This is a genomic window from Rickettsia honei RB (assembly GCF_000263055.1).
Taxonomy (GTDB): Bacteria; Pseudomonadota; Alphaproteobacteria; order Rickettsiales; family Rickettsiaceae; genus Rickettsia; species Rickettsia rickettsii.
The window spans coordinates 40,978-56,396 of record NZ_AJTT01000003.1 but is presented as its reverse complement, the minus strand read 5'-3'; the positions used below and the strand labels follow the sequence as shown (position 1 = coordinate 56,396).

Here is a 15,419-nt window from a genome sequence, read left to right as displayed (position 1 = left end):
ATACTCAAAGTGTTAAAAAAATATTTACTATTTTTCTTATTTTCATTTTTCTCATTTAATTTATATGCATCTATTTGGGATGATATAGTCACTTGTCTTAGCGATCCATGTAATTGCGGTCAAAGTGAGAGAACGGAAATTTGGAATAAGGATGGAGGCATCAATGCAAAGCCAAGAGGACCTTTTAAACCAGGCACATTATGTCCTCCTTGGAATAAAAGCGACGGTCGTAATAATGATACTTGTTTATTAAAATTTGATTACCCAGGTACATTTATCGGTTTTTTACTCAATAGATGTGCAGAAGAAGCCCCTGATAGTAGTTACTTTACTCCAAAAATTCGTATTAGAGTTCAAAGCTGTAATGCCATAGCTTGTTGGCACCAAAACTCTACTTTAAATTGGGATGGAGAATGTGTATTATGGCCTACAGGTTACGGTATACCTCTAACTAGAGTCTGTGCTAGAGTTGCCGTACCGGATATGCCTCCACCTCCCGGGATAAATGCCCCACCTTCCCCTGCAGATCCAGGTTATACCGATGGAGTACATCTCAATAAAGTCGGTTATACAGAAACTGATAATAAGATAATCGGTGTAGACAACAAAATAATTACTTTAAAACCTCCTAAACTTTGTGCTTATAGCGATCCTGGACTTGTTAACCTTGTTTCAGATTCCGGTGCACATCTTGATCCGATGGACTGGAATCCTAATCGTCAACCTCTTCATCACACTAACGAACTTAGCCCTATTGCAAAAGTATTAAAATTTTTAGTTGAAACGATAAAAGGAGCAAATTTACCAAGTTTATTAGGGCAGCTTCTTGGTATGATAGATCAAAATTCAGAATTTATAAAAGTACTTCAATCAATACTTAATGCAATAGGAGAGATTTTTAATTTTTTTCCTGCTTTAATAATAAAAATTATTGAAGCACTTGGGTCATTAAACGGTTCTGTAGATAGCTATTCTTTTGGTTGTGTACAATTACCTTTAGGGCCTTTTCCACCACCATATTGTCCAAATTTAGATTATATTAGCACTAATGCGAGTGCTCATAATGTATGTAGCATAAAAGATGCAAGCGGCCAGTTTGACCAATCTTCTACTAATCCGGCTTGTGTAGTGCCATCTAATATTAATGTTAAAAACAATATTGTTAATAATACCATACGTGTTAGCTTTAGCAATCTTGTTCCGCTTTGCACGAGTTCTCGCTCTGACCTCAAAACTTGTGTAGAACCACGTAATATAGATTTTTCTTCAGCAAAAATTACTCATACTAATACGGCTTTTAAAGATTTAATTAAATCGTGTAAGAATACTTCAGGCAACACTCCATGTATTAATACAGAAATTTCTACGCCATGTAGTGTTACGGCTAACGGTTGTAATGAGGGATTTAGAATAGTATATTCGCAGAAAATTGGAAATGTAGAAACACCCAACGATTACTACATAAGCGATATACCGGACTGTCCAAGTTCTAATTCAACTACCTGTCAAAAAGTGTGGGGAGTTAATATCGGCGAATTTAAGGATGTAAGCGTAAAATTTCCTGAGGTACAAAAGCAAGATACAGCTAGCTTAATGCCTATAAAGACAGATGTCATCTTAAAAGACAACAACGGTAAAGATAGAAAGCTTTATGTCTCTATTAGTAATACCGAAGACGATAAGCAAAATCCTAATAATATTTGCTTATTTGAGTCCGGTAATTTAATAGATTGCGTACCGCGAGTAAATCATTCTTACAGCTTAGCTGCTTATGAATGTGCAAAGCAATATGCCGGAATTACCTGTACTAATAATAGCAATCCCAACGATGCTTATTATAAACCGCAATTCATTGCGTCAGTACAAGTAAGAGAAGGCGACAATATCATAGATGAAACAAGCACTCTTGTAACGCCGTTATCATACGCCGGACCTCCACCTCCCAACCCCACTGACACAGAAAGCATAGTAATGCTTGCCGGTTATAAGTATAGTTCTTCCGTTGCGTTTATACCTAAAGATCCAAAGGAAGATAAATATATTGCTATGCCGTTTTCAGGAGAGAATACTCTAAATCAGTTGACTATTCACGGTAAATATAAAGATGATAAAGCACCTTATGATAGTAATGGAAATCCTGACTCAAGTGCGGTATATTTAAAATATTTAGAATATATAAACGGTAAATATATCCAAGGTGGAACGCATGCCTGCTTGATGCCGAAAAATTTCCAACATTGTAACCCTATGCTGCGTCCTACTTTACCTGATGGATCACCTATGCCCGGTTACAATCATGACTCAACAAATTGTGTACTTGCTAAACTCAACAACAACGATACTATAAATTGTAAAGATTTTAAAAATAAATATAACGTTAAATATCCAAATCTTGGCTTATGTAAAAAAGATATAGATCTAACGCGCTGTACTCTAGAAGAAACAGTGTCAGGTCCAGGAAGAGGTATTACAATTTATACTTGCAATATAAATAAGATTCCGAGTAAATGCTATACCAATAACGATAAGGCTAATACTCCAATATGTGTTTTAAGTAGGGATTATACAGATAGAATCGAGCCGAAACCTAACATAGGACCAATATTAGTACCGGTAGATCCTTCAAAATATTATACAGTGACATATACAAAAGGAGATAACAATACTCCTCCTGAGCCGACATATAAAGCTGAGACTGAGGATGTAAGAGATAAAACTTGGCAAGAGCTAAATCTTTGTGCTCCTATATTAGTACCTACTTGTGCTAAAATTCCTAGCACAGAGAAAGCTCCTTCCGGTAACAATCACGGTAATGCAGAATGGCCTGAAAGCGATATAGGAGAACTTGCAAAAGGAAAATGCCCGACTAATTGGATACCTATTGATCCTAATAAACCTTTAGAACGCCATTGTTTATCATATTTTGATAGAAAGGTTGTCGAGTTTGAACCTTTAGGCCACAATGTCGGCTGTAGAAAATTTAAAGGATTCCCCGTAAAAGTTGGTTATAACGACTTTCCATCAGACCAATTACTTGAGACCCCTTATAATCCGGTAACTAAAATAGGTGACTATATCTTCAACAAAAAACCGGTACCACATGGAAGCATTATGGCATTTCCAAAGGATGGAGCACGTATAGCTGCAGCAAATAAACCGGACAATACAATATTGCATACTGTAGAATTCAAAGTAACTTTAGATGCAATAATGGACGATATTGAGTATTTTGAAGTAAAAGATTTATGGTATGATGATTGCACATTAATATATGTCAACGGCACAAAGTTACTTAGCTTCCCTACTAACATTGATTCTCTAGATGAGAAAAGGTACTGTAACAATGGAAATGACCAAGGTCAAGCATTACAAGCTAAAAATTTACCGATTGATATAAAGCGTTATTTAAAACAAGGAGAAAATACTATAAGATTCCAGCTAAGAGTTATGTTTGATGGAGGACTATATTTCCACATGCAATATAAAATGAAGAGATAAATAAATGAGTTGGATTATTTTTTATACGGTAATCGCTGCTTTACTGATTCTCGATTTGGGAATAATACACAAAAAAAATACCATAATGAGCTTTAAAGAAAGCGTACTTTTTAGTCTTTTCTATCTTGTAATAGCTTGTTTATTCGGTATCTATGTTTACTATAATACGGGGGCAGATCATGCTCGTGAATATTATACTTGCTTTCTCATTGAGAAAGCTATGTCACTTGATAATATTTTTGTTATCTCTATTATTTTCCAATTTTTTAAAATTCCCTGGCAATATCAACATCGTGTTTTATTTTTCGGTATAATAGGCGTAATAATATTCAGAGCCGTAATGATTTACGGCGGTATTATTCTTATAAATAAATTTGCCTGGTTATTATATATTGTTGCCGTAATACTTATTGCTACAGGTATAAAAACTTTCTATGTATCACATAAAACTTTTGATATACAGAATTCTTATATTTACAAGTCAATAATAAAAAATCTAAATATTACCCCTAACCTTGAAGGGGATAAATTTGTTGTTAAACGTAATAACAAACTATATTGCACCCCCCTTTTTATATCTCTAATACTGATAGAAGCAATAGATTTAGTCTTTGCTATAGATAGTATACCGGCAATATTCGCAATTACTAATGATGTTTATATAATTTATACTTCAAATATTTTTGCTATTTTAGGGCTTAGAGCATTATTCTTTTGTTTAGCAGAAATTGTAGAACGTTTCAGTTATATAAAATATTCTTTGGCTTTAATTTTAATATTTATCAGCTTTAAAATATTTATTCATCATTATATAGCGATTCCGGAATATGTTGCGTTCACTGTAACTATTACTTTATTACTATTTGGTATAATTGCTTCCATAATTAGGAAAAATATGATTGACCATTAATAAAGGGGGTATATAATATTTTTTTATTTTTTAAGCAATTATAATGACTAAATTACTAAAATTATTTTTTATTACTATCATCATTTTTAATAACATTGCTTTCGCAAAAGAAACAGGGTTCTATATAGGAGTAGAAGGCGGAATAATTGAACCGGTCGTTAGTAAATTCCGACATAAACACTCAAATACCGAAATAATTTTAAAAAAATCAAGTATGTATAGTGGAAAAATAGGCTATATAATATATCCACAGATAGCTATTGAATTCTCAGCAACTTATCAACCTAAATATAGTCTGCATTATGTATTACCTCAGCAAAATTTAAGTAATGGTCTCACTATTCCTAAAACCCCAGGTAATACTACCGTATTATCAAATATATATATGCTAAATCTTATTTATGATTTAGAAAAAATAAAAACTTTCACACCTTTTGTAATACTTGGAGGTGGAATAGCACAAGTAAAAGTTAAGCCTACCTCTTCTAGGTGGAGTGTTATAAATAGCGATTATTTTAAAGTAAGAAAAACTCATAAAAATTGTGTTGCTTGGCAAGCAGGTCTTGGAATTTCACAAGATGTAACTTCAAATTTAAGTATTGATGCAACTGCAAAATTACAAACGGCATATAGAGTAAGAATTAATTATGATACGCTTGATATGAAAACGGGGCAATTCGTGCCAACAAATCCTATCAAAAAAACTATAGCCGTTGGAGAATTTGGCATAGGATTTACTTATAGATTGCCACTTTAATAATTCTGTGAAATATTTATATGAAAGCTACAATGTCATCATCCCGCGGGATGACACGAATCATTCAACTATGTAAGGGAAAAATATGTCTCTAAAAACTACTAACTCTTCTTCTACCCCTAACGGTCATGATAAGATGGCAAAAAAAACACATTCCGCACCATCCGTTGTTAACGGTACGGTTTCAGATCATAACACTTATGATGAAATACCGTATGAAAGCTACCCATATGCTCTTACAAATCCTTATCACTTAAGTACACTTGCAACTCTTTTCGGTGTAAATGCTCCTGAAGTCGAGAATGCAAAAATATTAGAGCTTGGTTGTGCAGCAGGCGGTAATTTAATACCACATGCAGTTCTTTATCCAAAAGCTTATTTTGTTGGGGTTGATTTGTCTAAGGTACAAATTGACGAAGCAAATAAAAATGTTAAAGCACTAGGATTAAAAAATATAGAGTTCCATCATTGTTCGATAACTGATATTAACGATTCTTTCGGTAAGTTTGATTATATAATTTGCCATGGCGTAATTTCTTGGGTACCAAAAACCGTTAGAGATAAAATTTTTGAAGTTTGTAATAAAAATCTTAGTCCAAACGGAATAGCATATATTAGCTATAATACCCTCCCTGGCTGGAATATGGTCCGTACTATTAGAGATATGATGATGTATCATTCTAGCTCATTTGCAAATGTACGGGATAGAATAGCTCAATCTAGATTGTTACTAGAATTTGTTAAGGATAGTTTAGAAAACTCTAAAACTCCTTATGCAGAAGCATTAAAAACCGAAGCAGAGCTACTTGCTAAACAAACCGATCATTATTTACGTCATGATCATCTAGAAGAAGAAAATGCTCAATTCTACTTCCATGAATTTATGAATGAAGCAAGAAAGCACAATTTACAATATTTAGCCGATTGTAATCTTTCGACTATGTATCTCGGTAATATGCCGCCGAAAGTAGTAGAGCAATTAAAAGCGGTAAACGATATAGTTAGAACCGAACAATATATGGATTTCATTACGAATCGTCGTTTTAGAACCACTTTACTATGTCATAGTGATGTGAAAATTAATAGAAATATTAACAATGATGATATAACGAAATTTAATATAATCTTTAATATAGTGCCTGAAAAACCACTCAAAGAAGTAGATCTTAATAATGCTTCCGAAAATTTAAAATTCTTCTTAAACGGCAATCAAGACTCTAACTTAACAACTAGTTCGCCTTATATGAAAGCTATTTTATACACTTTCAGCGAAAATCTAAATAATCCGTTAAGCTTTGAGAAAATAACCACTGAAGCTAATAAAAAGCTACATAATACTAAATTAAACGAAATCAAAGCTGAACTTTTAAATAATGCAATGAAGCTAGTACTACAAGGTTATATTAGTATTACAAATCAGAAGCATCGAAATAACCCTGAGCTTGATAAGCCTAAAACAACAAAAATGGTGATACATCAAGCAACCCATACATCTTCTATGTGGGTTACAAATTTAAAACATGAACCGATCGGCGTTAATTTCTTTGAGAAGTTTGCACTTAGATATATGGATGGTAAACATGATAAAAAAGCAATCATTGAGGCTGTACTTGGTCATGTAGAAAAAGGCGAGCTAACTTTAAGTAAAGAAGGTCAAAAAGTAGAAAACAAGGAAGAAATACGCAAAGAACTAGAAAGCTTATTTATTCCGATGATCAAGAAATTTTCTTCTAATGCTTTGTTGGTGTAGCCAATTTGCACTCTGTCATACCGTGGTCTTGCCACGGTATCCATGATACTAAACAAAAATTATTTATTGATTCTCCTACGCCAATGGCGTATAATTATTATGAGTAAAAAACTGATTTCAGTTGTTGAGCTTCCAGAGTTTCAAAAATTCGCTAAGAATAATTTAAATGAAAAAGAATGCTTTGAAATAATACATTACATTGCTGCTAATCCTGACCAAGGTGATATAATAAAAGGCACTGGAGGTTAAGAAGAAAGTTACGATTTACTTTAAGTAAATAATAAAGGTAAAAGTGGCAGTATAAAAATAATTTATTTTTACTACAATGAAAATATGCCGGTATTTTTAATAACCGGTTTTATAAAAAGTAAGATGGAAAATATTAATCATAATAGTTGTAATGAATTAAAAAAACTAACTGAAGAATTGGTAAAATTATATATCAAACCGACAAAAGTATATTAATTGGAATGCAAGAGGCTGTTTTATACACTAAAGGAAAATTAAAAGCAAATAAACATGATATAAAATTATCTAATATAGACGTGCATGAAGCAAGAGATAAGTTAAAATTAACACAACAACAATTTGCTACAACATTTGGAGTGAGTGTTGCAACTTTAAGAAACTGGGAACAAGGCAGAAGATTACCTACCGGAGCTGCAAAATTACTTCTTAAGATTATTGAGAAAGAACCTAATGTTGTAAAACGAGTTTTACGAGGATAAAATAGAGATAAGACACAACCTATATAAACACCATGCCTATATTTTTTTATTTATTTGCAACATTAATAACTATCAGTAGCGTATGCGTTGTCTTAAGCAAAAATTCCGTATATTCGGTATTATGGTTAATTTTTGCATTTATCAACGGTGCAGGGCTTATGATTTTGCTTGGAGCAGAATTTTTAGCTATGATGCTGATAGTGATTTATGTTGGAGCTGTAGCAGTATTATTCTTATTTGTGATAATGATGCTAGATATGCATTTTAATAAGACAATAACGCAGCTAAAAGCAAATCTAGCTTTAAGTATTTTTATAGCTTTGATTATGTTTGCCGATTTAGTAATAATTATTTTACTTGGTACTAAAAATATTAATTTCAACTCCAATGTATCGTTTACCATAACAAATAATATCTCAAATACTAAAGCAATAGGAGGCGTACTCTACACAGACTTTATGCTACCGTTTCAAATGGCGGGCCTTATATTATTTGTCGCTATGATTGCATGTATTACGTTAACACTAAAGAAGCGTGAGGGAGTAAAACGTCAAGATATATCAAAACAACTACGTCACAATAAAGAAAATACCATATTAATGACAAAGCCTATTCTAAATAAAGGTGTTGAGAATATTAAATATGAATGAATATATTTCGCTTAATCATTATTTAATCTTAAGCAGCTTAGTTTTTACTATCGGAATGTTTGGATTATTTATGCATCGCAAAAATATTATCAATATATTAATGTCTATTGAGTTAATGCTGCTTGCAGTTAACATAAATTTTGTTGCATTTTCCGTATATATGCAAGAATTATCGGGACAAATTTTTAGTATTATAATCTTAACCGTAGCAGCTGCCGAAACCTCAATCGGGCTTGCAATATTACTAATATATTTCCGTAATAAAGGCTCCATTAAAATTACCGACATTAATCAGATGTGGGGATAATGATGTATCAAAATATTTGCATAATGATCATCATGTTACCGCTTGCATCTAGCATAATAAACGGGTTATTCGTAAGGGTAATAGACAAAAAATTAGCGCAAGTAATTGCAACCGGCTTTTTATCTTTATCTGCCTTATTCTCATTAATAATATTTTGCGATGCAGGCTTAGACGGGAATATAATCCATATTAAATTATTACCATGGATTGATGTTGGAAATTTTAAAGTAAATTGGTCGATTTATATCGATCAGCTAACTAGCATAATGTTTATAGCCGTAACATGGGTGTCAAGCATCGTGCATATCTACTCGCTTGGCTATATGGCCGAAGATAAGGGGATTATACGCTTCTTGTCTTTTCTTTCTTTATTCACTTTTTTTATGTTAATGCTAGTATCTAGCGATAATTTCTTACAGTTATTTTTCGGTTGGGAGGGCGTCGGCGTTTGCTCATATTTACTAATAGGTTTTTGGTATTCAAAAGAATCAGCCAATAAAGCAGCGATTAAAGCTTTTATAATAAATAGAGCCAGCGATTTTGCTTTTATCTTAGGCGTAATGACGATTATTGTTTATTGTGGCTCAGCAAATTACAAAGATGTATTGTCATCTGCAGAATTATTATCTAATATAAAAATATTTTTACATTTTTCCATTCTAGACATTATTTGTTTATTATTATTCATCGGTTGTATGGGTAAATCTGCACAGATCGGTTTACATGTATGGCTTCCTGATGCGATGGAAGGACCGACTCCGGTATCTGCACTTATTCATGCAGCAACCATGGTAACGGCAGGAGTATTCTTAGTAGCACGCTGCTCGTATTTATTTGAATATAGCCCTTTAATTCTACAATTTATTACGATTATCGGCGGTGTTACTTGTCTTTTTGCTGCAAGCATTGCTATTATGCACAGCGATATCAAGAAGATTATTGCTTACTCAACTTGCAGTCAGCTTGGTTATATGTTCATGGCGTGCGGAGTATCTGCCTATAATAGCGGAATATTTCACTTAGTAACTCATGCCTTTTTTAAGGCCTTATTATTCTTATCAGCCGGCAGCGTAATACATACCGTTCACGAGCAGGATATTTTTAAAATGGGTGATTTAAGAAATAAAATGCCGGTAACTTATGGCAACTTCTTAATCGGCTCACTTGCACTAATAGGGATTTATCCTTTGGCAGGATTTTACTCTAAAGACTCGATTTTAGAAGCGGCGTATAGTAGCGGCTCGTTTATGTTTATTTTTGGAATAGCAGCAGCAATACTTACCGCTATTTATTCAATGAAGATTATTATGTTGGTATTTCATGGCAAAACTAAGCTAGAAAAAGATGTTTTTGAGCATGCTCACGAACCGGCTAAAGTAATGAATAATCCACTTATATTACTTGTCGCCGGGAGCTTTTTTAGCGGTATGATCGGCTATTATTTACTTGCTATGGACAAACCAAACGGTTATTTCCATGCAAGCCTATTTAATTTACATATTTATAAATTACTAATTAGCCACCCGCCTTTATATATTAAGCTACTACCTATGGCAGTCGGTATAGTGGGGATTGTTACTGGGATTTACTTATATAAGTCAAGTACTGTTATGTCATTCCCGCAAAAGCGGAAATCCAGTAAAAATATTAAAAACGCCTGGATACTGCGGTCAAGCCGCGGGATGACACCCCTTGTATTAATTTCTAACATATTACGCAATAAATATTACTTCGATGAAATATATAATTGCTTAATTGTGAAACCTATTAACTGTTTAGCTTCTTTATTTTATCTTGGCGATCAGCAAATAATCGATCGTTTTGGACCAAACGGTTTTTCACGAGTCGTTAATTGCTTTAGCGTTCTTACCGGCAAAATACAAACAGGATATGTTTTTAATTATGCTTTGTATATAGTATCATTTATTGTTGTAACAATTAGTTATTTTGTTTGGAAAAACATAATGTACTGATGTTATTTGCGTTAAAAACTAAAACCGTCATTGCGAGCGAACGTAAAGAGCGTGGCAATCTCATGAAATAATAACAAATTCCTGAGATTGCTTTGTCAATTACTTCGTAATCTGCTTCGCCATGACGGAAAAAAACCCATAAAATCTTACAGAATGTTAGAATTACCTATTATATCTATCAGTATTTTTCTGCCGCTAATAAGCGTGCTATATATTTTGCTGTTTATTAGTCAAAGTAAAAAAGCAGATAAACCGATATATGTAATGTATGTTGCAGTGCTTAGTTCTGTTTTAACATTCATCTCAACTATCTATATTTTAATAGAGTTTGACTCCTCAAACCCCGCTTATCAATTTGTTGAACGCTACGCTTGGATTGATAAGATCGGGCTTGAATTCCATGTAGGCGTTGACGGTATATCAATATTTTTTGTGGTTCTAACTTCTTTTCTTACTCTTATTTGTATAATTGGAAGCTTATTTACCGTTAAAAAATATATTAAAGAATATTTGGTATGTTTTTTATTAATGGAATCTTTTTGTATAGGGGCATTTACCTCGGTAAATTTACTATTATTTTATCTGTTTTTTGAAGCAATATTAGTGCCGATGTATATTATTATCGGCGTATGGGGTGGCAAGAATAGAATATATGCGGCTCTTAAATTCTTCTTATACACGTTCTTTGGTTCTGTATTTTTCTTACTTTCATTAATTTATATTTATAGCAAAATACATAGCTTTGATTTAACCTATATCTTTCAGCTTACCGATAATATTCCATTATTTGCTCAGCAAATTTTATGGTGGGCTATCTTTATTGCTTTTGCCGTTAAAATCCCTATGATTCCTTTTCATACTTGGCTACCCGATGCACACGTACAAGCTCCAACCAGCGGCTCGGTTATTCTTGCCGGTATTTTGCTAAAACTCGGCGGTTACGGTTTTTTAAGAGTATTACTACCTCTATGTCCGAGTGTATCACAAGAATTTGCAATTTACGTAATTTACCTTAGCGTTATTGCTATAATATATGCATCACTCATTGCGCTTGCTCAAAAAGATATGAAGAAGATGATAGCATATTCATCTATTGCACATATGGGATATGTTACGATAGGTATTTTTAGCTTTACTAAAGCCGGAGTTAGCGGAGCAATATTTCAGATGCTTAGCCACGGTGTGATTTCTTCATGTCTATTCTTAATAGTCGGTACTTTGTACGAAAGATTACATACAAAAGAAATAGCTAAATATGGTGGTGTAGCAAGTAAAATGCCGGTGCTTGCCGCATTTTTTATGATTGCAATGCTCGGCTCTGTCGGATTACCCGGAACTAGTGGATTTATTGGAGAATTTTTAAGCCTGCTTGGGATTTATAAGGTGAATGTAGTAGCAACCTTTATAGCAGCTCTCGGCATAATCTTCGGGGCAGTTTATATGCTGAAATTATACAAAGAAGTAATGCTCGGTGAAATTACCAATAAAGAAATTATGCATTTCAGAGATTTATATAAATACGAAATAATCTCAATAGCTCCTTTAATATTATTAATTATTTACTTTGGTCTAATGCCGAGTTCTATTTTAAATGTATTTAGCTTATCGGTGGAAAATTTGCTGGTAAAATTTTAATTGCTTACAAAAAATATAAATGCTACTCTAATTATAGAACTTAAAAGTGAGATTTATATGAAAAATAGCAAAAGAAATTAAAAAAACAAACCATGAATTAAACAACGCAACTAAAAAACTAGGTCAAGAAGCTAATAAGGTAACAGGCATAGATATAAGTTATGTGGTAAATCCTGATGCATCAGATCATAAAGAAGCTTGAAGAGATGCTCGTGAGAAACTTGGAATTGGTAATAATAATCAACAAGATAATACAGAATTAACTGGGACCACACCAGAAGAGCATCATGAAAATTAAATTTATTAAAAAGCAACAGATATTATACCATGGCTTGACCACGATATCTAGTAAAATTATTAGTATTTTGAATTGCTTTTATATGGATACCGTGGTCAAGCTACGGTATGACAAGGACATGCTATCACTTCATCAATTACAATTTAAAAACTTATTTGATCTAAATATTACTTTTCTTCCTTCTTCTATAACATATATAAAAGGAGCTAACGGTTGTGGGAAAAGCTCGTTGCTACGAATGATAGCAGGAATTATGCAACCGAGTAGCGGTAATATCTACTATAGAAACTGTAATATTAACAATATCGCTAAACTTTACTGCACTTATATCGGTCATAATTTAGGTCTAAAATCAGAAATGACTGTTTTTGAGAATCTAAAATTTTGGTCAGAAATTTATAATTCCGCTGCAACCCTATATGCTGCTATTCATTACTTCAAATTACACGACTTATTAGATAAAAAATGCTATAGTTTGTCTAGCGGAATGCAGAAAATCGTAGCCATAGCAAGGCTTATTGCTTGCCAATCTGACTTATGGCTACTTGATGAAGTTGAAACTAACTTAAGCAAAGAAAATAGGGCTTTACTCAATAATCTAATTGTCATGAAAGCAAATAGCGGCGGTATTGTTCTTCTATCCTCTCATCTAGAAAGCTCTATAAAATCTGCACAGATATTACGGCTTGATTAATTATTATTGTTTTGCGTATTTTTATAAATCTCCCAATGTACAATAAAAAATATAAGGCTAACTATAATCCAAATTGAACAATTAATTATTGTACTTACAGCATGTGTGTTAGTAACTTTATATATTATTCTTATAACTAATTCTCTTGTCTTCTAGCTCTTTTGGAGGCTTTTAATTGTTCATATAAATCCTTATCATATGATTTTAGCTTTAAATATTGCTCATTAGTACTATATATTTTATGAGTTCCTCTTATTCCAGTAGGAATATAGTTTTTTAGTTTTTATAATTAAGAGAATAAAAGTCAAAAAAAAGAAAAGCAATAATTAAATTACAAAGGTTTATGAAATCTCGAATGCAAGGTTCGAATTTTCATGATATATTTTTTTAATTTAACTTTTTTGAAATGAACCTATTAACAGAATCACAATAGCATAATATACATATATATTCCGAATAAATGAAGAGTAATTAAACGAGTATATTACCTATACTTGTAATCTTTGTGTAGTTTACTAGCGAGTGCCTGTTCCCATCTATCGCCATTTTGCAGTAATCTTTCCTTATCGTAAATAAGTGCGGTATGAGTTAGACTTGCAAACTCAAAATTAGGACCTTCAACTATTGCATCTACAGGGCAAGCTTCCTGACATAATCCGCAATAAATGCATTTTGTCATATCTATATCATAACGAGTAGTACGCCTGCTGCCGTCTTCTCGTTCGTCCGCTTCAATTACTATCGCTTGTGCCGGACAAATCGCCTCACAGAGTTTGCACGCAATGCAGCGTTCTTCACCGTTTTCATAGCGACGCAGGGCATGTTCACCCTTAAATCTTGGACTAATAGGGCTTTTTTCATAAGGATAATTTATGGTAACTTTGGGCTTAAAGAAATACTTTAAAGTCAAAGCCATCCCCCTTACTATCTCATATAGAAAAAACGATTTTAAATAGTTTATCATAAAAATTATATATTAAAGATCGATGTATTTCTGCGGGGCATCACCCGCATGGATACCGAGTTGTCATTGCGAGCAGCCGTAGGCTGCGTGGCAATCTCGTCAAATATCCTGAGATTGCTTCGTCAATTACTTCGTAATTTCCTCGCAATGACGGGTAAACCGATCAAGCAACAATGACAATAACACCTAAATACTCGGTAAATTATCTGTATAAACAAGCACACTTGATACTAACACTACCCAAAATAAAGTTAGAGGTAAAAATACTTTCCAGCCAAGTCGCATTAATTGATCATAGCGATATCTTGGTAAGGTCGCTCTAATCCATAAAAAACAAAACAATAAGAATCCGACCTTAAATACAAACCAAAAGAACCCCGGAATACAATCTAACCACGATATATTAAAGGGCGGCAAGTAACCTCCTAAAAAGAAAGTCGTAGTCATTGCACTAACTAATATCATATTAGCATATTCACCTAGAAAAAATAAAGCAAATCCCATAGAGGAATATTCAACATTATAGCCAGCAACTAACTCCGATTCTGCTTCAGGTAAATCAAAAGGTAATCTATTTGTTTCGGCAAGCACCGAGATAAAAAACACGACACCCATAGGTAGTAGCATTAAATCAATCCACCACGGCATTGTGCTTTGTGCTTCAATGATCTCACTTAAATTGAGAGTACCGGTAGTAAGTAGCACGGTAATAATAACCAGCCCCATCGACACTTCATAAGAAATCATTTGGGCAGAGGAACGTATAGCTCCTAAAAAAGCATATTTTGAGTTACTAGCCCAGCCAGCAATAATAATGCCGTAAACACTTAAAGAAGAAATAGCAAGAATATATAAAACACCTACATTAATATCTGCCAGAACTACGCCCTTTGCAAAGGGTATAACTGCCCAGCCGATTAAACTTAATATAAAAGTTATCATCGGTGCTAAAATAAATAATATTTTATCGGAATTGGTTGGAATGATCGGCTCTTTGAATAAGAGCTTAACCGCATCGGCAATAGGCTGAAGTAATCCAAACGGACCGACAACGTTAGGTCCTCGTCGAAGCTGCATTAATCCAATAACACGACGCTCTGCATATGTTAAATACGCAACGCACAATATTAAAGGGATAGTAATTGCAACTACCTTTAGAGCGATGATAATTAACGGAAAAATATATTCAAAAAAGAGTTCTAGCATGATTGTAATCTTATTATATCCTTCCCGCAAAAGTGAGAATCCAGAAAAT

The 15,419-nt window shown here is 33.2% G+C and carries 14 protein-coding genes; 12 read left to right on the top strand and 2 right to left on the bottom strand.

What is annotated here, in order from left to right:
- Window positions 1-9 precede the first annotated feature (9 nt).
- The 12 genes from WSW_RS0103680 (at window position 10) to ccmA (ending at window position 13,200) form a co-directional block, all read left to right on the top strand.
- Window positions 10-3,498 carry a hypothetical protein gene (locus tag WSW_RS0103680; RefSeq protein WP_016917123.1) on the top strand — a complete coding sequence of 1,163 codons (3,489 nt, stop codon included), beginning with the start codon at window positions 10-12 and terminating at the stop codon, window positions 3,496-3,498.
- A 4-nt stretch (window positions 3,499-3,502) separates the two neighbouring features.
- Window positions 3,503-4,408, top strand: coding sequence for a TerC/Alx family metal homeostasis membrane protein (locus WSW_RS0103675; protein ID WP_016917122.1), 906 nt, complete (start codon window positions 3,503-3,505; stop codon window positions 4,406-4,408).
- A 43-nt stretch (window positions 4,409-4,451) separates the two neighbouring features.
- Complete coding sequence (locus tag WSW_RS0103670; protein ID WP_016917121.1) at window positions 4,452-5,165, top strand: outer membrane protein; 714 nt, start codon at window positions 4,452-4,454, stop codon at window positions 5,163-5,165.
- Between the two features lie 85 nt (window positions 5,166-5,250).
- A complete protein-coding gene (locus WSW_RS0103665) occupies window positions 5,251-6,915 on the top strand; it encodes a methyltransferase regulatory domain-containing protein (protein ID WP_016917120.1) in 1,665 nt (554 codons plus the stop codon).
- A 42-nt stretch (window positions 6,916-6,957) separates the two neighbouring features.
- Window positions 6,958-7,164, top strand: coding sequence for a hypothetical protein (locus tag WSW_RS0103660; RefSeq protein WP_016917119.1), 207 nt, complete (start codon window positions 6,958-6,960; stop codon window positions 7,162-7,164).
- A gap of 84 nt (window positions 7,165-7,248) precedes the next feature.
- Window positions 7,249-7,380 carry a hypothetical protein gene (locus WSW_RS1000000112985; RefSeq protein WP_016917118.1) on the top strand — a complete coding sequence of 44 codons (132 nt, stop codon included), beginning with the start codon at window positions 7,249-7,251 and terminating at the stop codon, window positions 7,378-7,380.
- A gap of 5 nt (window positions 7,381-7,385) precedes the next feature.
- Window positions 7,386-7,643, top strand: a complete 258-nt coding sequence (locus WSW_RS0103650; protein WP_004997354.1) for a helix-turn-helix domain-containing protein — start codon at window positions 7,386-7,388, stop codon at window positions 7,641-7,643.
- Window positions 7,644-7,675: 32 nt separating this feature from the next.
- Entirely contained in the window at window positions 7,676-8,293 is a 618-nt protein-coding gene (locus WSW_RS0103645; protein ID WP_016917117.1) for an NADH-quinone oxidoreductase subunit J, read from the top strand.
- Entirely contained in the window at window positions 8,286-8,600 is a 315-nt protein-coding gene (gene nuoK / locus WSW_RS0103640; protein ID WP_016917116.1) for an NADH-quinone oxidoreductase subunit NuoK, read from the top strand. The genes WSW_RS0103645 and nuoK overlap by 8 nt, the downstream gene beginning before the upstream one ends.
- Complete coding sequence (gene nuoL, locus WSW_RS0103635; RefSeq protein WP_029374974.1) at window positions 8,600-10,573, top strand: NADH-quinone oxidoreductase subunit L; 1,974 nt, start codon at window positions 8,600-8,602, stop codon at window positions 10,571-10,573. Before nuoK ends, nuoL begins: the two co-directional genes overlap by 1 nt.
- 153 nt (window positions 10,574-10,726) lie before the next feature.
- Window positions 10,727-12,208, top strand: coding sequence for an NADH-quinone oxidoreductase subunit M (locus WSW_RS0103630; RefSeq protein ID WP_016917114.1), 1,482 nt, complete (start codon window positions 10,727-10,729; stop codon window positions 12,206-12,208).
- Window positions 12,209-12,624: 416 nt separating this feature from the next.
- Window positions 12,625-13,200: a heme ABC exporter ATP-binding protein CcmA gene (gene ccmA, locus WSW_RS0103625; RefSeq protein WP_012151337.1), complete on the top strand. Its 576-nt coding sequence runs from the start codon at window positions 12,625-12,627 to the stop codon at window positions 13,198-13,200.
- 484 nt (window positions 13,201-13,684) lie between these two features.
- On the opposite strand, the gene nuoI is transcribed toward ccmA, so the two are convergent.
- On the bottom strand, window positions 13,685-14,164 hold the full coding sequence (gene nuoI / locus WSW_RS0103620; RefSeq protein WP_016917113.1) for an NADH-quinone oxidoreductase subunit NuoI: 480 nt from the start codon (window positions 14,162-14,164) through the stop codon (window positions 13,685-13,687).
- A gap of 186 nt (window positions 14,165-14,350) precedes the next feature.
- Window positions 14,351-15,370, bottom strand: a complete 1,020-nt coding sequence (nuoH, locus tag WSW_RS0103615) for an NADH-quinone oxidoreductase subunit NuoH (protein ID WP_016917112.1) — start codon at window positions 15,368-15,370, stop codon at window positions 14,351-14,353.
- Window positions 15,371-15,419 lie beyond the last annotated feature (49 nt).